26 protein-coding genes are annotated in these 22,088 nt (G+C 72.4%); 17 read left to right on the plus strand and 9 right to left on the minus strand.

The window, feature by feature from the left end; genetic code table 11:
* Positions 1–858: a DMT family transporter gene (locus tag ACSHXN_RS33885; protein WP_355132872.1), complete on the minus strand. Its 858-nt coding sequence runs from the start codon at positions 856–858 to the stop codon at positions 1–3.
* 93 nt (positions 859–951) lie between these two features.
* Between ACSHXN_RS33885 and ACSHXN_RS33890 the strand changes: the two genes are divergently transcribed.
* Both ACSHXN_RS33890 and ACSHXN_RS33895 read left to right on the plus strand, forming a co-directional pair.
* Positions 952–1,524, plus strand: a complete 573-nt coding sequence (locus ACSHXN_RS33890; RefSeq protein ID WP_355132870.1) for a helix-turn-helix domain-containing protein — start codon at positions 952–954, stop codon at positions 1,522–1,524.
* A 43-nt stretch (positions 1,525–1,567) separates the two neighbouring features.
* On the plus strand, positions 1,568–2,122 hold the full coding sequence (locus ACSHXN_RS33895; protein WP_355802794.1) for a YbaK/EbsC family protein: 555 nt from the start codon (positions 1,568–1,570) through the stop codon (positions 2,120–2,122).
* A 40-nt stretch (positions 2,123–2,162) separates the two neighbouring features.
* Here ACSHXN_RS33895 and ACSHXN_RS33900 read toward each other — a convergent pair whose 3' ends face one another.
* A complete protein-coding gene (locus ACSHXN_RS33900) occupies positions 2,163–3,248 on the minus strand; it encodes a cation diffusion facilitator family transporter (protein WP_438304823.1) in 1,086 nt (361 codons plus the stop codon).
* A 59-nt stretch (positions 3,249–3,307) separates the two neighbouring features.
* Here ACSHXN_RS33900 and ACSHXN_RS33905 point away from each other — a divergent pair, with 59 nt between their 5' ends.
* Positions 3,308–3,697, plus strand: coding sequence for an ArsR/SmtB family transcription factor (locus ACSHXN_RS33905; RefSeq protein ID WP_355132864.1), 390 nt, complete (start codon positions 3,308–3,310; stop codon positions 3,695–3,697).
* Between the two features lie 212 nt (positions 3,698–3,909).
* On the opposite strand, the gene ppk2 is transcribed toward ACSHXN_RS33905, so the two are convergent.
* The 4 genes from ppk2 to ACSHXN_RS33925 all read right to left on the minus strand — a co-directional run bounded on the left by ppk2 (position 3,910) and on the right by ACSHXN_RS33925 (position 7,070).
* Positions 3,910–4,797, minus strand: coding sequence for a polyphosphate kinase 2 (gene ppk2 / locus ACSHXN_RS33910; RefSeq protein WP_355132862.1), 888 nt, complete (start codon positions 4,795–4,797; stop codon positions 3,910–3,912).
* A 19-nt stretch (positions 4,798–4,816) separates the two neighbouring features.
* Positions 4,817–5,050: a hypothetical protein gene (locus ACSHXN_RS33915; protein ID WP_331268184.1), complete on the minus strand. Its 234-nt coding sequence runs from the start codon at positions 5,048–5,050 to the stop codon at positions 4,817–4,819.
* A 19-nt stretch (positions 5,051–5,069) separates the two neighbouring features.
* Positions 5,070–6,224: an inorganic phosphate transporter gene (locus tag ACSHXN_RS33920; RefSeq protein WP_355132860.1), complete on the minus strand. Its 1,155-nt coding sequence runs from the start codon at positions 6,222–6,224 to the stop codon at positions 5,070–5,072.
* Between the two features lie 288 nt (positions 6,225–6,512).
* On the minus strand, positions 6,513–7,070 hold the full coding sequence (locus tag ACSHXN_RS33925; protein ID WP_355132858.1) for an NAD(P)H-dependent oxidoreductase: 558 nt from the start codon (positions 7,068–7,070) through the stop codon (positions 6,513–6,515).
* Between the two features lie 170 nt (positions 7,071–7,240).
* Between ACSHXN_RS33925 and ACSHXN_RS33930 the strand changes: the two genes are divergently transcribed.
* The 6 genes from ACSHXN_RS33930 (at position 7,241) to ACSHXN_RS33955 (ending at position 11,847) form a co-directional block, all read left to right on the plus strand.
* Positions 7,241–7,900, plus strand: coding sequence for a TetR/AcrR family transcriptional regulator (locus tag ACSHXN_RS33930; protein WP_355132856.1), 660 nt, complete (start codon positions 7,241–7,243; stop codon positions 7,898–7,900).
* 19 nt (positions 7,901–7,919) lie between these two features.
* Positions 7,920–8,480 (plus strand): DinB family protein, encoded by a 561-nt coding sequence (locus tag ACSHXN_RS33935; protein ID WP_438306518.1) that lies wholly within the window; start codon positions 7,920–7,922, stop codon positions 8,478–8,480.
* Positions 8,481–8,630: 150 nt separating this feature from the next.
* Positions 8,631–9,641, plus strand: coding sequence for a cation diffusion facilitator family transporter (locus ACSHXN_RS33940; protein WP_438304827.1), 1,011 nt, complete (start codon positions 8,631–8,633; stop codon positions 9,639–9,641).
* A gap of 79 nt (positions 9,642–9,720) precedes the next feature.
* Positions 9,721–10,176 carry a MarR family winged helix-turn-helix transcriptional regulator gene (locus tag ACSHXN_RS33945; protein ID WP_355132852.1) on the plus strand — a complete coding sequence of 152 codons (456 nt, stop codon included), beginning with the start codon at positions 9,721–9,723 and terminating at the stop codon, positions 10,174–10,176.
* Positions 10,173–11,027, plus strand: a complete 855-nt coding sequence (locus ACSHXN_RS33950; RefSeq protein ID WP_355132850.1) for an ABC transporter ATP-binding protein — start codon at positions 10,173–10,175, stop codon at positions 11,025–11,027. The genes ACSHXN_RS33945 and ACSHXN_RS33950 overlap by 4 nt, the downstream gene beginning before the upstream one ends.
* Positions 10,987–11,847, plus strand: a complete 861-nt coding sequence (locus ACSHXN_RS33955) for an ABC transporter permease (RefSeq protein WP_059126662.1) — start codon at positions 10,987–10,989, stop codon at positions 11,845–11,847. Before ACSHXN_RS33950 ends, ACSHXN_RS33955 begins: the two co-directional genes overlap by 41 nt.
* Positions 11,848–11,855: 8 nt before the next feature.
* Here the strand turns inward: ACSHXN_RS33955 and ACSHXN_RS33960 are convergent, their stop codons facing one another.
* A complete protein-coding gene (locus tag ACSHXN_RS33960; protein WP_331268190.1) occupies positions 11,856–12,032 on the minus strand; it encodes a hypothetical protein in 177 nt (58 codons plus the stop codon).
* Positions 12,033–12,620: 588 nt separating this feature from the next.
* Between ACSHXN_RS33960 and ACSHXN_RS33965 the strand changes: the two genes are divergently transcribed.
* Positions 12,621–13,370, plus strand: coding sequence for a PP2C family protein-serine/threonine phosphatase (locus tag ACSHXN_RS33965; protein WP_356295361.1), 750 nt, complete (start codon positions 12,621–12,623; stop codon positions 13,368–13,370).
* Positions 13,371–13,456: 86 nt separating this feature from the next.
* Here the strand turns inward: ACSHXN_RS33965 and ACSHXN_RS33970 are convergent, their stop codons facing one another.
* A complete protein-coding gene (locus ACSHXN_RS33970) occupies positions 13,457–13,885 on the minus strand; it encodes a CoA-binding protein (protein ID WP_438304830.1) in 429 nt (142 codons plus the stop codon).
* A 185-nt stretch (positions 13,886–14,070) separates the two neighbouring features.
* Here ACSHXN_RS33970 and ACSHXN_RS33975 point away from each other — a divergent pair, with 185 nt between their 5' ends.
* The 6 genes from ACSHXN_RS33975 to ACSHXN_RS34000 all read left to right on the plus strand — a co-directional run bounded on the left by ACSHXN_RS33975 (position 14,071) and on the right by ACSHXN_RS34000 (position 20,941).
* The gene (locus ACSHXN_RS33975; protein WP_383354774.1) at positions 14,071–14,754 is read left to right on the plus strand and encodes a hypothetical protein; all 684 of its coding nucleotides are present in this window, start codon (positions 14,071–14,073) and stop codon (positions 14,752–14,754) included.
* Entirely contained in the window at positions 14,751–15,341 is a 591-nt protein-coding gene (locus ACSHXN_RS33980; protein ID WP_355132840.1) for a SixA phosphatase family protein, read from the plus strand. Before ACSHXN_RS33975 ends, ACSHXN_RS33980 begins: the two co-directional genes overlap by 4 nt.
* A gap of 74 nt (positions 15,342–15,415) precedes the next feature.
* A complete protein-coding gene (locus ACSHXN_RS33985) occupies positions 15,416–16,009 on the plus strand; it encodes a hypothetical protein (protein ID WP_438304832.1) in 594 nt (197 codons plus the stop codon).
* 22 nt (positions 16,010–16,031) lie between these two features.
* Positions 16,032–16,658 (plus strand): YigZ family protein, encoded by a 627-nt coding sequence (locus ACSHXN_RS33990; protein ID WP_355132836.1) that lies wholly within the window; start codon positions 16,032–16,034, stop codon positions 16,656–16,658.
* A gap of 94 nt (positions 16,659–16,752) precedes the next feature.
* Positions 16,753–17,916, plus strand: coding sequence for an exonuclease SbcCD subunit D (locus ACSHXN_RS33995; RefSeq protein ID WP_438304834.1), 1,164 nt, complete (start codon positions 16,753–16,755; stop codon positions 17,914–17,916).
* A gap of 31 nt (positions 17,917–17,947) precedes the next feature.
* A complete protein-coding gene (locus ACSHXN_RS34000) occupies positions 17,948–20,941 on the plus strand; it encodes an AAA family ATPase (protein WP_438304837.1) in 2,994 nt (997 codons plus the stop codon).
* Between the two features lie 6 nt (positions 20,942–20,947).
* Here ACSHXN_RS34000 and ACSHXN_RS34005 read toward each other — a convergent pair whose 3' ends face one another.
* A complete protein-coding gene (locus ACSHXN_RS34005; RefSeq protein WP_355132830.1) occupies positions 20,948–21,394 on the minus strand; it encodes an Lrp/AsnC family transcriptional regulator in 447 nt (148 codons plus the stop codon).
* Between the two features lie 183 nt (positions 21,395–21,577).
* Here ACSHXN_RS34005 and ACSHXN_RS34010 point away from each other — a divergent pair, with 183 nt between their 5' ends.
* Complete coding sequence (locus ACSHXN_RS34010; RefSeq protein WP_355802834.1) at positions 21,578–22,033, plus strand: rhodanese-like domain-containing protein; 456 nt, start codon at positions 21,578–21,580, stop codon at positions 22,031–22,033.
* Positions 22,034–22,088 lie beyond the last annotated feature (55 nt).

The raw sequence follows: 22,088 nt of genomic DNA on the forward strand, positions 1-22,088 counted from the left end.
TCAGCCGGTGGCCAGCAGCACCGAGCCCACCAGGGCGAGGCCCGCGCCCGCCGCCTGCACCGGGCGCAACCGTTCGCTGAGAAAGCCCCGCGCGGCGAGTGCCGTGACGACGGGATAGAGCGAGGCGAGCACGGCGGCCACCGTGACCGGACCGTGCTGGGCGGCGAGGGCGTACGTGCCGTTGGCGGCGACGTCCGCGAGTCCGACGAAGGCCAGGGCGGGGACGGACCGCCAGGGGAGGCCTTCGTCCGGCAGGGCCGCGGCGCCCCTGCGCATGCCGATGTACAGGGCGGCACCGCCCGTGGCGACGTTCGCGAGGCGCTGCACGAACAGGGCCAGGAACAAGCCGGTCACCGTGGTCGACGCCTCGGCGATCAGCGCGAACACCGTACCGAAGCCGAGCGCCGCGACCAGGGTGAGCAGGATGGCCTGCCGCTGCACCGGCGCGCCTCTGAGCTGCGGTCCGCCCGCGAGGACCACGCCGAGGACGGCGACGGCGATCCCGGCGGCCTGGAGCAGCCCGGGGCGTTCGCCGAGGACGAGCCCGACGCCGATGGGCACGGCCACGCTCAAGGTGGCGAGCGGTGAGACGACGCCCATCGGGCCGAGGGCGAGCGCCTGGTAGAAGGAGAGCAGGGCGACGGGCCCGACCAGGCCGGCCGCGAGCGCGAACCAGAGCCGCGGTCCCGCCTCGCTCCAGCCGCCCGTGGCCAGCACGAGCGCGCCGAGGACCGCGGCCGCGATGGTCTGCGAGACGACCACCACCGTCAACGCGGGCATCCGCCGGGTCAGCAGCCCGCCGCCGAAGTCGGCCAGCCCCCACAGGAGGCTGGTGGCCAGGGCGAACAGTGCTGTCATGGGCCGCCTCGCAGTACAGTGCAGTGAACGATCAGGTGCACCACACCATAGTTCATTCTGATGGACTCTGTCATACACAATATTGGACGGAATGTGTCGGATCTCGACCTGCTGACCCAGTCCCTGGCGCGCAACGTCAAGCGCTGGCGGACCGAGCGGGGCTTCACCCTGGAGACGCTCGCCGCCCGGGCCGGAGTCAGCCGCGGCATGCTCATCCAGATCGAGCAGGCCCGTACCAACCCGAGCATCGGCACGGTGGTCAAGATCGCCGACGCGCTCGGCGTCAGCATCACCACCCTGCTCGACTACGAGCAGGGCCCCAAGGTCCGTATCGTGCCCGCCGACCAGGCCGTGCGGCTGTGGCGCACCGACGCGGGCAGCTACAACCGCCTCCTCACCGGGACAGAGGCCCCCGGACCGCTGGAGATGTGGGACTGGCGGCTGATGCCGGGCGACAGCAGCGCCTCCGATCCGCACCCCTCGGGGACGGTGGAACTCGTCCATGTCACCACCGGCGAACTGACCCTCACCGTGGACGGCGTCGAGCACCTCGTGCCGACCGGTGCGAGCGCCTCCTTCGAGGCGGACTCCCCGCACAGCTACGGCAACGACGGCGATGTGCCGACGGAGATGGTCATGTCGATCTCGGTGCCGCCCGTGCGCTGAGACGGCTCTCCGGCGCCCCGCCCGCGGCTGTTAGCGTGCGGACATGCGCGCACCCATCGGAGACTTCGACCACGCCACGCCCGCCCCCGACTGCCTGGACGAGCTGACCGCTCCGGTGGCGGCGGCCGTACGGGCCTGGAGCGGCGCCGTGCCGGCCGACCGGATCGTCTACGTCGACACCGAGCCGGACTGGGCCGACACCGCGGTCTTCCTGGAGCACTACGGCAAGGACCTGCTCGACCGGTCGGCCAACTGCGTCGTGGTCGCGGCCAAGCGCGGTGGCGAGACGACGCTGGCCGCCTGTGTCGTCCTCTCCGCCACCCGGGTCGATGTGAACGGCGTGGTCCGCCGTCAACTGGGCGCCCGCAAGGCCTCCTTCGCGGCGATGGACGTGGCGACCGGGGAGACCGGGATGGAGTACGGCGGCATCACGCCGATCGGGCTGCCCGACGGCTGGCCGGTGCTGGTGGACTCGGCGGTCGTCGACCTGCCGTATGTGCTGGTCGGCAGCGGCCGGCGCCGGGGCAAGCTGCTGGTGCCGGGGAAGGCGTTCGCGGAGCTGCCGAACGCCGTGGTGCTGGAGGGGCTGGGGGCCTGACCGCCGCACGGGATCGGGGCGTGCGCCGGTAGCCCGCCCGTCAGGCTGCCGGGCGACCGTGGTGGGCCAGGGCCCGATGGGGATCCGTCTCGCCTGGTGCCGGGGCCGGATCCGGGTGGATCAGGGCCGCGGTGAGTTTCGGGACGGCGTGCAGCAGGGCGTGCTCGGCCGCGACCGCGATGTCGTGCGCCCGGCGTACGCTCACCTCGCCGTCCACCACGACCGCCACCTCGGCGCGCAGCCGGTGCCCGATCCAGCGCAGCCGCAGTTCGCCGACCTCGCGCACACCCGGCACCGCGCGCAGCGCCTGCTCGGCCCGGTCCACCAGCGCCGGTTCCACGGCGTCCAGCACTCTGCGGAAGACCTCGCGCGCCGCGTCCCGCAGCACCAGGACGATCGCGGCCGTGATCGCCAACCCGACGAGCGGGTCGGCGAGTTGCCGGCCGAGCGCCGCGCCGCCCGCGCCCACCAGCACCGCGAGCGAGGTGCATCCGTCCGTGCGCGCGTGCAGCCCGTCGGCCACCAGGGCCGCCGAACCGATCGCCCGGCCCACCCGGATGCGGTGCCGGGCGACCCACTCGTTCCCGGCGAAGCCGATGACGGCCGCGACGGCGACGGCGGGGATGTGCTGCACGGGACGCGGGTCGAGCAGCCGCTCGACCGCCGCCCAGGCGGCGAACGCGGCGGACGCGGCGATGGTCAGCACGATCACGATGCCCGCGAGATCCTCGGCGCGGCCGAATCCGTAGGTGAAGCGGCGCGTGGCCGCCCTGCGGCCCAGGACGAAGGCGACGCCGAGCGGCACCGCGGTCAGGGCGTCGGCGGCGTTGTGCACGGTGTCGCCGAGCAGTGCGACCGACCCGGAGATCACCACCACGACCGCCTGCGCCAGGGCCGTCCCGCCGAGCACGGCCAGCGACACCCACAGTGCCCGCATGCCACGGGCGGAGGACTCCAGTGCGGAGTCGAGCTTGTCCGCGGTCTCGTGGGAGTGGGGCGTGAGGAGGTGGCGGAGACGGGGGAGGAGGCCGTGGCCGCGCGGACGAGGCTGACGGTGCGGGTGCTCGTGTGCGGGGTGGTGGGGGTGGACGTGCGCCTGCCCGTGCCCCGCGTGCTCGTGGCTCACCTGAGGACCCCTTTCGCCGCGATGTGGACGCGTTCCCCCTACGGAGCCATTATGTGCGTATGAGCGCACGCATGCACCTGTCACCTGCGCAACCGGCGCAGTCGCGCACGAAGGGCACGGCCGCGGGGCACCCCCGAACCCCCGGCGAGGAACAGTTCGCGCTGGCCGCCGAGCTGCTCGCCCTGCTCGGTGACCGCACCCGCCTCGCCCTGCTGCACTCCCTGAGCGGGGGTGAGGCCGACGTCTCCACGCTCACCGAGGCGTGCGGCGCGGCACGCCCCGCCGTCAGCCAGCATCTGGCGCGGCTCCGGCTCGCGGGCTTGGTCGACACACGCAAGGAGGGCCGCCGAGTGGTCTACTCGCTGCGCGACGGCCATCTGCGCCGGGTCGTGGACGAGGCGCTCAGCCTGGCCGACCACCGGCTCAGCAACCGCCCCGCCCACGACTGACGATCCGGTCCGCGCGCCGGCCGGTCCACCGCCGTGCGGGGGGTGAACGACGTCTCAGGGACCGTGAGGTCGGCGGCCCGCGCCGTGTCCGCACGGCCCGAGGCCCACGCGCACCGGCGGTCGGCGGACCGCACGACGAAGCGCCGGGTCCTGCGGACGCGCGGGGCCGTGGCCGCCGCGCGCCCGAGGGACCCGGCGCTCGGTCAGAGCGGTCAGTGGACGCTGTCGTCCTCGCCCGCCTCCAGCAGGTTCGCCGCGGCACCCACGATGCTGGGGTCGGGGCTGCCGACGATCTCCTCGTCCTTGTCGGTGTAGCCGAAGCGGGCGAGGACACTGCGCATCGCCTCCACGCGTGCCCGCTTCTTGTCGTTGCTCTTCACCACGGTCCACGGCGCGTACTCCGTGTCCGTCGCGCGGAACATCGAGACCTTGGCGGCGGTGTAGTCGTCCCAGCGGTCGAGGGAGGCCAGGTCCATCGGGCTCAGCTTCCACTGCCGCACGGGGTCGACCTGGCGGATCGTGAACCGGGTGCGCTGCTCGCTCTGGGAGACCGAGAACCAGAACTTCACCAGGTCCACGCCGTCGTCCACGAGCATCCGCTCGAACAACGGGGCCTGCCGCATGAAGCGGCGGTACTCGTCGTCGGTGCAGAAGCCCATGACACGCTCCACGCCGGCCCGGTTGTACCAGGACCGGTCGAACAGCACGATCTCGCCCTCGGTCGGCAGATGCTCGACGTACCGCTGGAAGTACCACTGCCCGCGCTCGCGCTCGGTCGGCCTCTCCAGGGCGACCACCCGCGCGCCGCGCGGGTTGAGGTGCTCGGTGAAGCGCTTGATGGTGCCACCCTTGCCGGCCGCGTCCCGCCCTTCGAAGACGATCACGAGTCGCCGGCCGGTCGCCTTGATCCAGCTCTGCAGCTTCAGCAGTTCGATCTGCTGGAGCCGCTTGTGCCACTCGTACTCCTTGCGCTCCATCCGCTCGTCGTACGGGTAGTTCTCCCGCCAGGTGTCCACGGGGCTGCCGTCGGGGTGCAGCAGTACCGGGTCGTCGTGATCGGTGTAGTCGACCCGCAGGCCATCGGTGACCAGAGGTGTCATCCGTCCTCCTCCCGCTCTGTCAGTGGAACTGCGGCACGATCAGATAGATTCCGTAACCCACGACCGCGGCGCAGGCCAGGAAGCAGAGCCCCGCCTGGGCCAGGCCGAGGGCGTGGGTGCCGCCGTCCCGCTCGCGGGCACTTTCGACCTGGGCGATGCCGAGCACGCCGAGTGCGAAGACGACGACCACGGCGACGGTGACTCCGATACTGACCGCGGTGACCTCTCCGAGGGCGGTCCAGTCAAGATGCATGGCCAGAGCTCTCCCTGCTTCAGGCGGCGGTGCCGACGCTCGTGGGGGTGGTGCCACGGAGCGTGACCTCGTGGCTCTCGTTGACATTGTGGGCGTGAATCGGGTTGCGGCGCGAGACGACCACGATGAACGCGGCGAGGGCGGCGGCGACCAGGGCGATCACCACGGTGCCGATGGTTCCGCCGTGCTTGACGACGCTCGCCGAGACGCCGCCGACCAGCGCGGCCGCCGGAAGCGTCACCAGCCAGGCGATCACCATGCGGCCGGCGGTGCCCCAGCGGACCTCGGCGAGCCGCCGCCCGAGGCCCGCGCCGAGGATGCCGCCGGAGCAGACCTGCGTGGTGGACAGGGCGAAGCCGAGGTGGGCCGAGGTCAGGATGACGGTCGTGGAGGCGGCCTCGGCGGCGAAGCCCTGCGGCGACTGGATGTCGGTCAGGCCCTTGCCCATCGTGCGGATGATGCGCCACCCGCCGAGATAGGTGCCGAGGCCGATGGCCAGACCGGCCGACGCGATCACCCATACGGGCGGGCCCGCGTCGTGACCGAGCGCGCCGGCCGAGATGAGGGTGAGGGTGATGACGCCCATCGTCTTCTGTGCGTCGTTGGTGCCGTGGGCCAGGGAGACCAGTGAAGCGGAGGCGATCTGGCCGATGCGGAAGCCCCGGGTCACCGACTCCTTGCGGGCTCGGGCGGTGATCCTGTACGCGAGGTACGTGGCCAGCAGGGCGGCGAGCCCGGCCACCACGGGTGAGGCGACCGCCGGGACGAGGACCTTCTCGACCACCTTGTCGAAGTGCACGCCGTCGCTGCCCGCACCCACCCAGACGGCGCCGACGAGGCCGCCGAAGAGCGCGTGCGACGAACTGGACGGCAGCCCGACGAGCCAGGTGAGCAGATTCCACAGGATCGCGCCCACCAGCCCCGCGAAGATCATCCCCGGGGTCACCCGAGTGTCGTCCACGATGCCGCCCGAGATGGTCTTCGCGACCTCGGTCGACAGGAACGCGCCGACGATGTTCAGCACACCGCTGATCAGGACCGCGGTTCTCGGCTTGAGCGCGCCGGTGGCGATGGAGGTGGCCATCGCGTTCGCGGTGTCATGGAATCCGTTCGTGAAGTCGAAGGCCAGCGCCGTGACGATGACGACGGCCACTAGGAACGTGATGTGGTCCATGTCACGATGCAAGCAATCGAAGACGACCTGCCGGAGAAGCACAGGCAAAGCCCGGGCATGCTTCTGATGGGCGATCAGACACCGAAACCGCAGCTGATCAGGGGTGTCGGAGCGGCTGCAAAGGGTATGTGAAGGGTTTTCGCGGACCACGCGGACGAGGGAACGGGCGCGCGCGGACGGCGGAGTGCCGGAGCGGCGGCACGGGGAAACGGCAGTGGGCCAGGACACGGGGTCCTGGCCCACCGAGAGGGCGTCGATCGCTGCCGGGCCCGATGCCGGCGCCGGCGATCAGGCGGCCGCGGGTGCGGCCTGCGTGAGCTGCTGGATGACCTTGGTCAGCCCCTCGACGACCTCGGCGTCGTCGGCCGGGTGGGTCTCGGCGAAGCGGATCACGGAGCCCGGGATGGAGAGCTTGGCCTCCTCGACGACGGTGCCGCCGGCGATCGTGACGGCCTTGCGGGCCTCGTCCTGCGCCCACACGCCGCCGTACTGGCCGTAGGCGGTGCCGACGACGGCGACCGGCTTGCCGGACAGGGCGCCGGCGCCGTGCGGACGGGACAGCCAGTCGATCGCGTTCTTGAGGACGGCCGGGATCGTGCCGTTGTACTCGGGCGAGAAGAGCAGCAGGGCGTCGGCCCGGCCGGCGGCCGCACGCAGCGTGGCGGCAGCGGCGGGCACGTTGCCCTCGACGTCGATGTCCTCGTTGTAGAAGGGGACCTCGGCCAGACCCTCCTGGAGTACCACCTCCACACCCTCGGGGGCGTGCTTCACGGCGGCCTCGGCGAGCTGACGGTTGTGCGAACCGGCACGAAGGCTGCCGACGAGGGCGAGGATGCGAACGGACATGGCGACACTCCCAGAATCTGCAATCAATACCACCGGACCGGGATGGACCGGGAGGAACCGGTAAGGCCCTTCGTTGAAATTTGTAGCACTCCAACCGGACCGCGGTCCACTTCTCGTGGAGTCTAAACGGACCCAGGTCCGAATCTCTTCCCGCCGCTAGGCTGAGGTTCATGACCGAGCAGCCTCCGCCCGCTCCCGTGCCGCCGCAGGCGGACAGCGAGGACCTCGCGGACCGCACCCTCACGCCACTCAAACCCACCCAGCTGCGCGCCGACGCCGCCCGCAACCGCACACGGCTGCTGGAAGTGGCCGAGCGTCTGGCCGCCGAACGCGGCATAACGAACGTCACCATGGAGGACATCGCCTGCGGCGCGGGCGTCGGCAAGGGCACGGTCTTCCGGCGGTTCGGGGACCGCGCCGGCCTGTTGGTGGAGCTGCTGAGCCACCAGGAGGAGAAGTTGCAGGCCGCCCTGATCTCCGGGCCGCCGCCGCTCGGCCCCGGGGCGTCCGCCGTGGAGCGGCTGCGCGCCTTCGGCATGGGCGTCATCCGTCACGAACACGCCCACCCGGACCTGTACATGGCCGCCCACGCGGACCCGCGGCGCCACCGGATGAGCCCGCCGTACCAGTTCCGGCTGACCCATGTGTCCATGCTGCTGCGCGAGGCCCGGGTCGCGGGCGACCACGAACTCGTCGCGCACACTCTGCTCGGCTATCTGGAGACGGTCCTCGTCGACCACCTGCTCACCCGGCGCGGCATGTCCGAGGAGCGGGTGGAGGCCGGCTGGGGCGATCTGGTGGACCGGTTCACGCACCGATGCGGCGGCTGACGCTGCCGCACGGCCGATGATGGTGTGCGTGACGTCCTTGACCCGAAGAGCCGAGATGTTCGTCCCCGCCGAGCGCGATCCCCGCACCCTCGGCCCCGCCACGGGCGGCGAGCGCGCCCTCCTCGTCGACTTCCTGGCCGCTCAGCGCGCCACGCTGGAACTCAAGTGCGCCGGCCTGGACACACGGCTGTCGCAGCGGTCGGTGGCACCGTCCACGCTCTCGCTGCTCGGTCTGGTACGCCATCTCGCCGACGTCGAACGTCGCTGGTTCCGGCAGGTTCTGGCGGGACGGGACGCACCGCCCCGGTTCTCCTCGCCCCCGGACCCCGACGGCGACTTCACCGGTGCCGTGCCCGACCCGGACGTCGTCTCCCGGGCCTGGGAGGCCTGGCGCGAGGAGATCGCCTTCGCCGAGGCGTTCGTCGCCGACGCACCCCGTCTCGACGTCGAGGGCCACGACTCCTGGCGCGGCACCGTCTCGCTCCGCTGGGTGCTCATCCACATGATCGAGGAGTACGCCCGTCACAACGGCCATGCGGACCTGCTGCGGGAGCGTATCGACGGGGCGATCGGCGTGTAGGCGACGCCGTACCCCACGCTGCCGCGTTTATGCAGGTCAGCGGCGTACTATCGGACATGACAACGGTCACCGGTGCAGCCTTTGCCGCAAGGCGCCGTTATGCGTTTCACTGCCGTCCAGGGACCCGATACGCGGGGGAAGGCGGACCACATGAGCGGCCACGGTCACGAGCACGGCCCCGGAGGGCACTCCGGGCACTCCCACGGTGTGTCGGCGGACGCCGACCGCCGCTGGCTCGGCCTTGCGCTCGCCCTGATCACCGTGTTCATGGCGGCAGAGGTGGTCGTCGGTGTCCTCGCCTCCTCCCTGGCCCTGCTCTCCGACGCGGCCCACATGCTCACCGACGCGGCGTCCATCGTGCTCGTGCTCGTCGCGATGCGGCTCGCCGCCCGCCCGGCCCGCGGCGGCTTCACGTACGGACTCAAGCGCGCGGAGATCCTCTCGGCCCAGGCCAACGGGCTCACCCTGCTCCTGCTGGGCGCCTGGCTCGCGTACGAGGCCGTGCGGCGGCTGATCGCCCCGCCGGCCGTGGCGGGCGTGCCGATGCTGGTCACCGCGCTCGTGGGCATCGCCGTCAATGTGGCCGCCACCTGGTGCATCTCACGTGCCAACCGCTCCTCGCTCAATGTCGAGGGCGCCTATCAGCACATCCTGAACGACCTGTTCGCCTTCGTCGGTACCGCGATCGCCGCGCTAGTGGTCGTCCTGACGGGCTTCGAGCGCGCCGACGCCATCGCCACGCTCGTGGTCGTCGCGCTGATGGTGAAGGCCGCGTACGGACTGCTGCGCGACTCCGGCCGCATCTTCCTGGAGGCGGCGCCCGCCGACGTCGATCCGGACGCACTGGGCGACCGGCTCGTCGCCCGTGCGGACGTTGTCGAGGTGCACGACCTGCACGTCTGGCAGATCACCTCCGGTCAGTCGGCGCTGTCCGCCCACGTGCTGGTCGAACCGGGCGGCGACTGCCACGCCGTGCGCCGCGACCTCGAGGACGTGCTGCGCGGCGGCTACGGCATCACCCACACCACACTTCAGGTCGACCACGCCGCCGAGCAGGTTCTTCAACTGGCCCTGCCGGGGGAGCGGGAGACGGCCGGCGATCCCGGGCACTGCGAGGACCCGCACGGCCCCGTCCACCGGGACGAGCCGCACCACCACTGACGAGGGCGACGGCAGTTCCTGCCACTGTCTTGACCCTCTCTTTCCCCCAATACCTCTGACACAGAGCTAATGTCGGGATGTGGAATCGGAAAGCCTTCCCGACGACCTGGCCGACGCGCTTCTCGGGGTGCAGCGGCTCATCCGGCGGCATCTGCGCCGCGGGATGACCTCGCCACCGCTGCGCGGGGCGGAGGTCGAGCTGCTGCGCCTGGTCGCGGCACGGCCTGGGATGGGTGTGTCGGAGGCCGCCAGGGAACTGCGTCTGGCGGGCAACTCGGTCTCGACGCTCGTCAACCACCTGGTCCGTGACGGCTATCTGGTCCGCGAGACGGACCCGGCCGACCGGAGGGCCGCGCGACTGCTGCCGACGGAGGCGGCCGAGGCGCGGCTGCGTGACTGGCGTGAGAGGCGCACGGCCCTGGTGCGCCGCCAGGTGGGCCACCTGGACGAGATGGATCGCAAGGCGCTCGAGGCGGCCCTTCCGGCGCTGCGCAAGCTGGCGGAGAACCTGCACGAGGAGGCCGAGGAGACATGACGCGGAACGCGAAGGACGGCGAGGCCCCGGCGGTCGACGCCGTCACCTGTGACGGACTGCGCTACTCCTTCGGGGAGACGCAAGCGGTGGACGGCCTTGACCTGTCCGTCCGTGACGGCGAGGTGTTCGGACTGCTCGGCCCCAACGGAGCCGGCAAGACCACGGCCATCCGCTGCATCACCACCCTGCTCCCGGTGCCGGCCGGCAGGATTCGTGTGTTCGGCCACGACGCGACCCGCGAACGCATGGCCGTCAGGCGCCTGCTGGGCTATGTGCCGCAGCAGCTCTCGGCCGACGCCGGGCTCACCGGGCGGGAGAACGTCGCCCTGTTCGCCCGTGTCTTCGACGTCTCCCGGCGCGAGCGCGCCCGGCGGGTCGAGCAGGCGCTGGAGGCCGTCGATCTCACCGCCGCGGCCGACCGGCTGGCCAGGACGTACTCCGGCGGCATGGTCCGCAGGCTGGAACTCGCCCAGGCCCTGGTGAGCGCGCCCCGGCTGCTGATGCTCGACGAACCGACCATCGGCCTCGACCCGATCGCCCGGACCAACGTGTGGGAACACATCAACGCCGTGCGTGCCGCCACCGGCATGACCGTCCTCGTCACGACCCACTACATGGACGAGGCCGACCAGTACTGCGACCGGCTCGCCCTGATGCACCGCGGCCGCGTCCGCGCGCTCGGCACCCCCGACGAGCTGAGGACCGGTCTCAGGGAACGGCTCGGCACCGAAGGCCCTCTGCCGACGCTGGAAGACGTCTTCCGCGACGTCGCCGGCAGCGGACTCGACGATCAGTCAGGAGACTTCCGCGATGTCCGAAGCACCCGCCGCACCGCGTCCCGTGTCGGCTGACCCCGTCCACCTGGCGGACCTCGACCTGCTGGTGGTCCCGCCCCGGGCCCGTACCGGCTGGAAGGTGCTGCCCGCACGGGTCGCGGCGCTGTGCGCGGTCGAGCTGCAGAAGCTGCGCCACGACCGCACCGAGCTGTACACCCGCGCGATCCAGCCGGCGCTGTGGCTGCTCATCTTCGGTGAGACGTTCACCCGGATCAGGGCGATCCCGACCGGCGGCATCCCGTACCTCGACTACCTGGCCCCCGGCATCATCGCCCAGTCCGCGATGTTCATCGCCATCTTCTACGGCATCATGATCATCTGGGAGCGGGACGCCGGGATCCTGACCAAGCTGCTGGTCACACCGACCCCGCGTTCGGCACTCATCACCGGCAAGGCCTTCGCGGCCGGGGTCAAGGCGCTGATCCAGGCGATCGTGGTCGTGCTGATCGCCGCCGTGCTCGGGGTCGCGATGACCTGGAACCCGCTGCGACTGCTCGGTGTGGCGGGGGCCGTCGTGCTGGGCTCGGCCTTCTTCTCCTGCCTCTCGATGACGATCGCGGGCATCGTCCTGACCCGTGACCGGCTGATGGGCATCGGACAGGCGATCACGATGCCGCTCTTCTTCGGCTCCAACGCCCTGTACCCGGTGTCCGTCATGCCCGGTTGGCTCCAGGCCATCAGCAAGGTCAACCCGCTGAGCTACCAGGTCGACGCCCTGCGCGGACTGCTGCTCGGGACGCCCTCGCACCTGCTGTCCGACTTCGCCGTCCTTCTGGTGGCCGCGGCCCTGGGCATCACCTCCGCCTCGTCGCTGCTGGCGCGCCTCGCCCGCTGACACGGCGGTCACCGCCTCTTCCAGAAGGAGGCCATCAGGTCCGCGAGGGCCCTGATGATCTCGGGACGATCCGCCGCCTCCGCCCGGCGCAGGCTGATGAGGAGCGACAGCAGGATCATGACGACGAAGAGGCCTACGACGTAGAGGAAGAGCTGCGGAGCGGCAGCGGCCACTTGCTCCAGCACGGTCCACACAGTGCCTCCCGGACGGTACCGGCCGCTGCTTCCGGGAGGCTTCGCCACGGTGCGAAGGCCTCGACGGAGGCAGGCGGACACCTGTCATCTCGCAGCGCCCGCCGGCTGCGGACCTGGCGGCACGGTCCCGGGAGGGAAGGCGGACCCCAGCGAGGAAGCCTTCCTCCACCCGGGCGGCATGGTGTGGCGCTCGTGGCCGAGCGGTTCGGCGCCACTGCCGCGTGTCCTGTCCCGCGAGTCCGGCGGGGACGGCGTCTTCGAGTCCGGCGAGTTCGGTGACCTGTACGGCCCCGTCTCGTCGACGCTGGCGGTGCCGGGGCAGACTCCTCGTCGCCGCCTGACCAGTAGCTTCGCGATATCGACCATAACCGCGCGAGCAACCCGAACACGCGTGACCCGCACATTCGTTCACCCGTTAGGTCGTGCGACGTCCTTGCGTCCGTGCATGCCGGGCGTGTGCACGGACGGGCCGCGCCGACCGTCCCGGGGCGGACGCGCCAGCCGAGGGCCCGGTTCTTAGACTGGGAACGGAGGCCCGGCTTCCGAAGGTCTGTCCGGTGCGGGAAGGCGGTGGCGCCGATGCCCTACGTGAGTGTGAGCGCGCTGAGTCATCCGGGACTGCTGCGCGAGCGGAACGAGGACAGTCTTGTCGTCGGACCGTGGACCCTGTGCGCCACGGTGACCGAGAATCCGCAGACCCTGGTCTTCCCGCCGGGGACGCCGCTCGTCGTCGCCGTCGCGGACGGGCTCGGCGGGCACCCCGGCGGCGATGTGGCCAGTGCCCTGGTGGCGCGTCGGCTCGCGTCGGTCGGCGCCGTCCTCACGGACGAGGACGCCGTGCGCGACGCCCTGGACGCCTGCAACCGCGCCGTGTTCGAGGCGTCCGGCGGCGACGAGGCGACCGTGCTCGCCGCCATGGGGACGACCGTCGCCGGCATCGTCGTACAGCCCGGCTCCCTCCTGGTCTTCAACGTGGGCGACAGCCGGGTCTTCCTCGTCTCCCACGACGGGCTGCGCCAGGTCAGCGTGGACGACAGCCCACCGGTCGAGCCCGGGCGGCGCACCACGTCCCTGGTCACGCAGTGCCTGGGCGGCAGCCTCACCCATCGCGCCGTCCGGCCGCATGTGGCCACCGCCGCCCTGGCGCCCGGCGACCGCTACCTCATCTGCACCGACGGTGTGACCGACCCGCTGACGACGGACGTGATCGAGGACGTGATGAGCGAGCAGGACGACTGCCGCGCGGCCTTCGAGCTGTGGAAGGCCGCCATCGCGGCAGGCGGCCCCGACAACATCACACTGGCGGTCGTCCGGATGACGGAGGACTAGCCGGGCCCCGGGCCGCCCCACGGGCGAGCTCCGGACCCTTGCTGTACCGCGCGGAAACCGTACGGAGCACGCGACGCTCCGCCCCGTCAGGCGAGATTGCCGATCTCGATCGCCGGGCAGTGGTCCATGACCATCTCCAGGCCGGCCTCACGGGTGCGGTGGTACGCCTTCTCGTCGACGACGCCCAGCTGGTACCAGACGGCCTTGGCGCCGATCGAGACGGCCTCGTCGGCGATCGAGACGGCCTCGTCGGCGACCGCCCCCGCCAGATCGCTGTTGACGAAGACGTCGACCACGTCGACCGGGAACGGGACGGCGTCCAGCGAGGGGTAGCCCTGCTCGCCGTGGACCGTCTCGGCCTTCGGGTGGACCGGCACGATCCGCTTGCCGAAGCGCTGGAGGACGGCGGCGACCCGGTAGGCGGGACGGTCCTGGTTCGTGGACAGGCCCACGACGGCCCAGGTGTCGCCCAGCTCGGTGAGGATCTTGCGGATCGTTGCTGAGTCGCCGTACACGGCCGGTCTCCTTCGACGTCCCCGGAGCGGCAGTTCCGCCCCGGCTGCTGTGGGGGCAACAGCGGGCCGGACACCGGGATTCCCCCAGGAACCGCGGGACATCGGTTCGTGCCCCGAGGGCTCTGTGTGTCCGGAAAGCCGCCCGCTTCCCGGCGCCGGGACGCTTGCACGCCTACGCTCGCTGCGTGCTCCGTATCATCGACGCCCGCAGCGGCGAGCCCACCGAGGTCCGTCCGGGTCTCCTCCGCGTCCACGCGCATGTGACCGCCGCCGACACCTCGGCCCTGCGGGTCCTGCTGACGGCCGACGTGCTGGCCCGGGCCCTGGAGATGGGCGGAACACCCGTCGTCACGGTCGCCGCCCCGACGCCCGCGCTCCGGGCACGCGCCGACGAACTCGGCATCCGGCCCGCCGAGCCGGACGCCCCGGGGGTCGGACGGGTGCTGCACGTCGTCGGGGTGCGGGACACCGCACCCGACGGGGTGCGGGTCGAGGTCGCCCCGGTGACCGGCCCGGCCGGCCCCGCCGGCCCCGCGTCAGCCGTACGCCTCGCCCTGCTCGCTCAGGCGCGCCGGCAGCCCGTGGACCTCGGCGCGGCATCCCTGACCGGGGCACGGGACACACTCGACCGCTGGCGCGCGGCCGTCGCCGTCTGGGCGACCCGGCCCTCCAGGCCCGTCCCCGAAGAAGTTCGGGAGGGGCTGCGCACCGCCTGGGAGGACGATCTCGACGTACCGGCCGTGCTGGCCACGCTGCGCCGTGTGGAGGACGCCGACGACATGCCGGACGGGGCACGCTTCGAGGCCTACGCCTACGCCGACCGCCTGCTCGGTCTGGAACTGACCCGGGAGATCGGGGCCTCGGCATGATCACCCGGTCCCCGGGGGGCCCGCTGCGCCGACTCGTGGTGCTCCGGCACGCCAAGTCCGCCTGGCCCGCCGGAGTACCCGACCACGAGCGGCCGCTCGCCCCGCGCGGCCGCCGCGACGCGCCGGCGGCCGGACGCGCACTCGCCGAGTCCGACTGGCTGCCCGATCTCGTCCTGTGCTCGACGGCCGTTCGCGCCCGCCAGACCTGGGAGCTGGCCTCGGCCCAGTGGGGCACCCCGCCCCCCGTGCGGTTCGACCCCCGGCTGTACGCCGCCGACGTGCCCGAACTGCTGGAGAGCGTGCACCACGCGCCCACCGAGGCGCAGACACTGCTGCTGATCGGCCACAACCCGGGGCTCACGGACCTGGTCCTCGAACTGGCCGGGGACGGCCTCGACGACACCGTGGACCGGGTCAGGGCCAAGTTCCCCACCTCGGGGATCGCCGTCCTCGCCCGGCACGGCGGAACCTGGGACTCACTGGCACCCGGCACGGCACTCCTGACGGACGTGATCGTGCCGCGAGGCAGGAAGGGGCAGGGCACCCAGGGCGGTACCGGTCCCGCCACTCCTCCGGGCTACCTCTGAAGGCCGTCGGCCACTCGTATCACATATCGTCACGATCGAGTGACATTCCGTGCATGCAGGCTTGGAGGTGGAGTATGCGACGCGATCCGTCCCGCGAACCCCCTGCCCAGCGAATACGCCCAGGCGTACGAATCGTCCTGGCGGCCGCGGCCGGCATGGCAGTGGCCGCAGGCGCCATGGCCCTGGTGCCGAGCTCCTCGACCGTCGCCGACAGCCCGGCACCCCTGGCGTCGTCGGCCGTGCAGCCGCCCGGTGATCGGGACTCCCCACCACAGGGCTACGCCGACGCGCCGCCGGGGGACAACGACCGGTCGCAGGAGAGGTCGTCACTGCCCACGGCCTACGCACTGCCCCCCGGCTGTCCGGCCGTCCCGCCACCCGCGTATGCGCTGCCGCCGGGGTATCCGAGCGCCCCCGCGACGGCCTACGCCCTGCCGCCGGGGTACGCGGCCGTACCGCCGCCGGTCTATGTGGTGCCGCCGGGGTATCCGATCGTGCCGCCGCCGGGCTACGCGCTGCCGCCCGGATATCCGAACATCCCCGCACCGACCGATGCGGCGCCCCAGGAACACCCGTCCACGCACGACGGCACCGGGTCGGCTCCTTCGGTGGCCCAGGGGGCGTACCTCCTCCCGGGCGCCGGCCTCACCCTCCCCGCGACCTCCTGATCGCGCCCCCTAGGCTGGTCGGATGCAGGACGAGTACCACACGGTCGCCCGCGCGGGCGTACACGAGACCGAGATCAACCGCTCCCGGTTCCTGTGCGCCCTGGCCCCGGCCGCCGGCGAGCAGGAGGCCCAGGACTTCATCGCCGCCGTCCGCAGGGAACACGCCGACGCCACCCACAACTGCTACGCGTACGTCATCGGCGCCGACGCCGCGGTTCAGAAGGCGAGCGACGACGGCGAACCCGGCGGCACCGCAGGCGTGCCCATGCTCCAGATGCTGCTGCGCCGCGACATGCGCTACGTCGTCGCCGTCGTCACCCGGTACTACGGCGGCGTGAAACTGGGTGCCGGCGGACTCATCAGGGCGTACGGGGGTGCCGTGGGGGAGGCCCTCGACACCGTCGGGACGATCACCCGCCGCCGCTTCCGGCTCGCCACGGTGACGGTCGACCACCAGCGTGCGGGCAAGGTGGAGAACGACCTGCGGTCGACGGGGCGTGCGGTCCGGGACGTGCGGTACGGGGAGGCCGTGACGATCGAGATCGGTCTGCCCGACTCCGAAGTGGAGGGCTTCCGTGCGTGGCTGGCCGACGTCACCGCGGGCACGGCCCGGTTCGAAACGGGCGGAGAGGCGTACGGGGACGCATGACGGACGGACCGGACGTCCGGGGCAGTCGGCCCCGAGGGGCTGATACGGGAGTAACCGCCCGTGGTGTCGGACCCGCCCGTTAGTCTCGGGGATCATGAGGCTGCTGCACACTTCCGACTGGCATCTGGGCCGGGCGTTCCATCGGGTGAACATGCTCGACGCCCAGGCCGAGTTCGTCGGCCACGTCGTCACCACCGTGCGCGAACGCGGTGTGGACGCGGTGGTCGTCTCGGGAGACGTGTACGACCGTGCGGTGCCGCCGCTCACCGCCGTCGAACTGTTCGACGACGCCCTGCACCGGCTCGCCGGCCTCGGCGTGCCCACGATGATGATCTCCGGGAACCACGACTCGGCGCGCCGCCTCGGCGTCGGCGCGGGGCTCATCGGGCGTGCGGGCATCCACCTGCGGACGGATCCCGCGGCCTGCGGCACGCCGGTCGTGCTGTCCGACGCCCACGGGGACGTGGCGTTCTACGGCCTTCCCTACCTCGAACCGGCCCTGGTCAAGGACGAGTTCATGGTGGAGCAGGCGGGCCACGAAGCGGTGCTCACGGCCGCGATGGACCGGGTACGGGCCGATCTCGCCACGCGCGCGCCGGGCACACGTTCCGTCGTCCTCGCCCATGTGTTCGTCACCGGCGGAGAGCCCAGCGACAGCGAGCGGGACATCACGGTCGGCGGCGTCGCCGCGGTCCCCGCCGGTGTCTTCGACGGTGTGGACTACGTGGCGCTCGGACATCTCCACGGCAGCCAGACCATCGGCGAGCGGATCCGCTACTCCGGCTCCCCCTTGGCGTACTCCTTCTCGGAGGCCGGTCACCGCAAGAGCATGTGGCTCGTGGACCTCGGAGCGGACGGCTCGGTCACGGCGGAGCGCCTCGACTGCCCGGTGCCGCGCCCCCTCGCGCGTATCCGGGGCCGGCTGGAGGACCTGCTCGAGGATCCTGAGCTGGCGCGCCACGAACAGGCATGGGTGGAGGCCACCCTCACCGACCCGGTCAGGTCGGCCGAGCCCATGGCCCGGCTGGCCGAGCGCTTCCCGCACACGCTCAGCCTCGTCTTCGAACCGGAGCGCGGCCCCGAGGAGCCCGAGGCGTCGTACGCGCGCCGGCTCGCGGGCCGATCCGACCAGGAGATCGCGGAGGACTTCGTCGCGCATGTGCGCGGCTCGGGGCCCGACGAGCGGGAACGGCTCGTGCTCCAGGACGCGTTCGACGCGGCGCGCGCCGACGCGGCGGCCCGGGAGGTCGCCCGGTGACCATGCGCCCGCCCCACACGGAGGAAGCCCAGTGAGGCTGCACCGGCTCGACATCACCGCCTTCGGACCCTTCGCCGGGACCCAGCGAGTGGACTTCGACGAGCTCTCCGCCGCCGGTCTGTTCCTGCTCCACGGACCGACGGGCGCCGGCAAGACGTCCGTCCTGGACGCCGTGTGCTACGCCCTGTACGGCGCCGTGCCCGGCGCCCGGCAGAGCGGCCAGGGTGTGAACCTGCGCAGCGACCACGCGACTGTGCAGACCCGCACCGGGATCAGGCTCGAACTCACCGTCGCCGGACGCCGGTTGGAGGTCACCCGGCAACCGCCGTGGGAGCGCCCCAAGAAGCGCGGCACCGGCACGACGACCGACAAGGCCCAGACCTGGCTGCGCGAGTACGACACGGTGGCCGGTGCCTGGAAGGACCTCAGCCGCTCCCACCAGGAGATCGGTGAGGAGATCACCCAGCTGCTCGGCATGAGCCGGGAGCAGTTCTGCCAGGTCGTACTGTTGCCGCAGGGCGACTTCGCCCGTTTTCTGCGCGCCGATGCGGAGGCCCGCGGCAAGCTGCTCGGGCGTCTCTTCGACACCCATCGCTTCGCCGAGGTCGAAAAGCGCCTCGCCGAGCGGCGCAGGGCGACCGAGTCCGAGGTGCGGGACGGTGACGCCGTACTGCTGGCGGACGCCCACCGGATGCAGCAGGCGGCGGGTGACGCCCTGCCCCTGCCGGAGCTCGCCCCGGGCGAGCCAGGGCTCGCCGACGCCGTTCTCGGCTGGGCCGCGGTCGCCCGCAGCACCGCCCGTGAGCGGCTCACCCATGCGCACTGCGCCCGCACCGCCGCCGAGTCGGCGCGGGCCGAGGCCGAGGGGCTGCTCGGTGGCACACGCGAACGGGCCCGGCTCCAGCGCATGTTCGCCGAGGCCCGGGAGCGGGCGGCACTGCTCGAGGAGCGGGCGGTCCTGCGCGGCGAGGCACAGGCGCGCCTGGAGCGCTCCCGCAAGGCCGAGAGGGTGGCGCCCGCGCTCGACCTGCGCGACAGCGCGGAGGCCGAGCACCGGCGGGCCGCCACCGACGAGGCACGCGCGCGTTCGCGGCTGCCCGGGACGTTCGCCCAGGACGGGGCGGCGGGGCTCGCCGCCGCGGCGCGCCGGGTCGCCGAGGAGCTCGGCGGACTCGAGTCGGCCCGCCGCGCCGAGCAGCGTCTGGCCGAACTCGCCGCGGAGCGCGCGGATCTGGAGCGCGAGGAGCGCGCCGACGAGACGGTCCTGCAGGATGCGGAGGAGTGGCTGGCCGGATGGGAGGAGATCCGGGCGGACCTGCGGGCCCGGATCGACGCGGCACAGCAGGACGCCGCCCGGGCCGAGCAGCTCGCGGTGCAGCGCGAGCCCGCGCAGCGCCGGCTGAGGGCGGCCCGTCAGCGTGACGAGCTGGCCCGGGACACCGAAGCGGCCCAGGCCGGTACCCTCGCCTCCCGCGAACGTGCGCTGAAGAGCCGCGAACACTGGCTCGACCTGAAGGAACAGCGGCTCAAGGGCATCGCGGCCGAACTCGCGGCGGGGCTCGTCGACGGCGAGCCCTGCACGGTGTGCGGCGCCGTCGAGCACCCCGCGCCCGCGCAGAAGGTCGCCGGACACGTCGACCGTGAGGCGGAGGAGCGGGCCCTCGCCGCCCACCGCGCCGCCGACGAGCAGCGCGCCGAGGACGAGCGGCGGCTCGGCCTCGTGCGGGAGGCGCTCGCCGCGGCGACGGCCGAGGCCGGGGATGCCCCCACGTCCCTGCTGGCCGAGGAGTCGGAGGAAGTGGAGCGGCTCTACGGCACGGCGCGCACCGGCGCCGCACAACTGCACTCCGCGCAGGAGGAGTCGAGGCGGAACGAGCACGAGTGGGAGCGGCGCACCACGCAGCGGCAGCAGGCCGCGCTGCGGGGAGCGGCCCGTATCTCCCGCAGGGACGCCCTCGACCGTGAACAGGCGTTGCTGGAGGAGGAGTTGTTGCGCGCCCGGGGTGACGCGGCCAGCGTCTCGGCGCGCTCCGGGCAACTGGAGCGCAGGGCCGCGCTGCTCGCCGACGCCGCCGACGCCGCCCGCGCCGCGCAGGACACCGCGCAGCGGCTGAAGGACGCCGACGCGCGCCTCGCCGACGCGGCGTTCCGCGCCGGGTTCGACACCCCCCGGGCGGCGGCCGAGGCCCTCCTCGACGACGAGGCCCACCGCGAGCTGCAGCGGCGGCTCGACGCGTGGCAGCAGGAGGAGGCCGCGGTGCGCGCGGTGCTCAGCGACGCCGACACCGTGGCGGCCGCGCAGCAGCCGCCCGCTGACCTCGAAGCCGCCGAACGGGCCGCCGAAACCGCCGTCCGGCGGCTCCAGGAGGCGGTTTCCGCCCAGGACGCCGCGGCCCGCCGCTGCACCGAACTCGACCGGCTGTCGGCACGGGCGGGCGCGTCCGTCCGCCGGCTCGCGCCCCTGCGCGAGGAGTACGACCGGGTGGCCGGGCTGGCCTCGCTGGCGTCGGGCACCTCCGCCGACAACGAACGGAAGATGCGCCTGGAGTCGTACGTGCTCGCCGCCCGCCTCGAACAGGTGGCGGCCGCCGCGACCCTGCGACTGCAGCGGATGTCCTCGGGCCGCTACACCCTGGTCCACTCGGACGACCGCTCGGGCCGCGGCCGCAGCGGTCTCGGCCTGCACGTCGTCGACGCCTGGACCGGGCGGGAGCGGGACACGGCGACCCTCTCCGGCGGGGAGACGTTCTTCGCGTCCCTGGCGCTCGCCCTCGGACTCGCCGACGTCGTCACCGACGAGGCCGGTGGTGTCCGCCTCGACACACTGTTCATCGACGAGGGGTTCGGCAGCCTCGACGACCAGACCCTGGACGAGGTCCTCGACGTCCTCGACTCGCTTCGGGAGCGGGACCGCAGCGTGGGCATCGTCAGCCATGTCGCGGACCTGCGGCGCCGTGTCCACGCCCAGTTGGAGGTCGTCAAGGGCAGGACGGGTTCGGTCCTGCGGCAGCGGGGCTCCGGCTGAGACGGATCAGCGGCCGAGGGGACGGCGGGGGAGGGGCGACGAGTAGACGACACTCGTCGTCACCGAACCCAGTGCGCCGATCCTGCCCGACACTTCCTCCAGATGCCTCATCGAGCGCGCCGCGACCTTGATGACGAAGCAGTCGTCGCCCGTGACATGGTGCGCCTCGAGGATCTCGGGCGTCGCGGCGACCAGGTCGTGGAACGGCTTGTAGTTTCCGTTCGGGTACCGCAGCCGCACGAAGGCCAGGATCGGCAGCCCGAGCCGCTCGGGATCGACGACCGCCGCGTACCCCTGGATGACTCCGGCCTCCTCCAGTCTGCGGACCCGTTCGGTCACCGCGCTCGCGGACATGGCCACGGCGCGGGCCAGCTCGGCGAAGCTGACGCGCCCTTCGTGCTGCAGGACGTCGAGAATGCGCCAGTCGGTGGCGTCCGGTGAATACGCGGTCATTTTCGAGAGATAACAGGCGGATCCCCGGCCGATCAAGAGGTGTGCCGTGGATCGCATCTTCAGGACGCCGAAGGACGACCGTAGATTTCGGGTCAACGAGACACCTCCCTGAAAGGGCCCGACGTGAGCGACACCACGACCCGCGCCAACCCCGTCCTGCGCATCCCGCCCGCCGCCCCCGCGATGGCCGCCGCCCACTTCCGGGCGAGCCTCGCCTTCCACACCGACGTGTCCGACGTGGCCTCCGCGCTGGCGACCGGGGACCCGGGATTCACCCTCCTGGACTCGCGGTCCACCGCGGCCTGGGACCAGGGACACATCCCGGGTGCGCTCCATCTGCCCACCGCCCTTGTTCCGGAGCAGGCCGAGCGGCTGCTCGACAGGTCCGTCCCGGTCGTCACCTATTGCTGGGGTCCCGGCTGCAACGGTGCGGCCCGTGCGGCCCTTGCTCTCGCCGAGCTGGGGTTCTCGGTCAAGGAGATGCTCGGCGGCTTCGAGTACTGGGCGCGCGAGGGTCTCGAGTTCGAGACCCGAGAGGGCCGAGGGCGTCACTCCGCCGACCCGCTCTCGGGCCTCGCGGGTGCTCGCACGGAGGAGCAACCTCCGGCGCCCGCACAGCAGTTGGACTGCGGCTGCTGAGGTTCCGCGGCCGCTCCGCCCACCCTGCGGAAGGGGTGCCTCCGCCGCGTCGCGT

It is taken from the genome of Streptomyces sp. HUAS TT11, assembly GCF_051553595.1.
Classification (GTDB): domain Bacteria; phylum Actinomycetota; class Actinomycetes; order Streptomycetales; family Streptomycetaceae; genus Streptomyces.

Bases quoted from the DNA above. Each gene is read 5' to 3' on its own strand.
- ppk2 (WP_355132862.1), bottom strand. From the start codon at position 4,797: ATGACACCTCTGGTCACCGATGGCCTGCGGGTCGACTACACCGATCAC.
- ACSHXN_RS33915 (WP_331268184.1), bottom strand. From the start codon at position 5,050: ATGCATCTTGACTGGACCGCCCTCGGAGAGGTCACCGCGGTCAGTATC.
- ACSHXN_RS33935 (WP_438306518.1), top strand. From the start codon at position 7,920: ATGGTGTGCGTGACGTCCTTGACCCGAAGAGCCGAGATGTTCGTCCCC.
- ACSHXN_RS33955 (WP_059126662.1), top strand. From the start codon at position 10,987: ATGTCCGAAGCACCCGCCGCACCGCGTCCCGTGTCGGCTGACCCCGTC.
- ACSHXN_RS33940 (WP_438304827.1), top strand. From the start codon at position 8,631: ATGAGCGGCCACGGTCACGAGCACGGCCCCGGAGGGCACTCCGGGCAC.
- ACSHXN_RS33995 (WP_438304834.1), top strand. From the start codon at position 16,753: ATGAGGCTGCTGCACACTTCCGACTGGCATCTGGGCCGGGCGTTCCAT.
- ACSHXN_RS33980 (WP_355132840.1), top strand. From the start codon at position 14,751: ATGATCACCCGGTCCCCGGGGGGCCCGCTGCGCCGACTCGTGGTGCTC.
- ACSHXN_RS33990 (WP_355132836.1), top strand. From the start codon at position 16,032: ATGCAGGACGAGTACCACACGGTCGCCCGCGCGGGCGTACACGAGACC.
- ACSHXN_RS33920 (WP_355132860.1), bottom strand. From the start codon at position 6,224: ATGGACCACATCACGTTCCTAGTGGCCGTCGTCATCGTCACGGCGCTG.
- ACSHXN_RS33895 (WP_355802794.1), top strand. From the start codon at position 1,568: ATGCGCGCACCCATCGGAGACTTCGACCACGCCACGCCCGCCCCCGAC.
- ACSHXN_RS34010 (WP_355802834.1), top strand. From the start codon at position 21,578: ATGGCCGCCGCCCACTTCCGGGCGAGCCTCGCCTTCCACACCGACGTG.
- ACSHXN_RS33905 (WP_355132864.1), top strand. From the start codon at position 3,308: ATGAGCGCACGCATGCACCTGTCACCTGCGCAACCGGCGCAGTCGCGC.
- ACSHXN_RS33930 (WP_355132856.1), top strand. From the start codon at position 7,241: ATGACCGAGCAGCCTCCGCCCGCTCCCGTGCCGCCGCAGGCGGACAGC.
- ACSHXN_RS33985 (WP_438304832.1), top strand. From the start codon at position 15,416: ATGCGACGCGATCCGTCCCGCGAACCCCCTGCCCAGCGAATACGCCCA.
- ACSHXN_RS33885 (WP_355132872.1), bottom strand. From the start codon at position 858: ATGACAGCACTGTTCGCCCTGGCCACCAGCCTCCTGTGGGGGCTGGCC.
- ACSHXN_RS33925 (WP_355132858.1), bottom strand. From the start codon at position 7,070: ATGTCCGTTCGCATCCTCGCCCTCGTCGGCAGCCTTCGTGCCGGTTCG.
- ACSHXN_RS33965 (WP_356295361.1), top strand. From the start codon at position 12,621: ATGCCCTACGTGAGTGTGAGCGCGCTGAGTCATCCGGGACTGCTGCGC.
- ACSHXN_RS34005 (WP_355132830.1), bottom strand. From the start codon at position 21,394: ATGACCGCGTATTCACCGGACGCCACCGACTGGCGCATTCTCGACGTC.
- ACSHXN_RS33950 (WP_355132850.1), top strand. From the start codon at position 10,173: ATGACGCGGAACGCGAAGGACGGCGAGGCCCCGGCGGTCGACGCCGTC.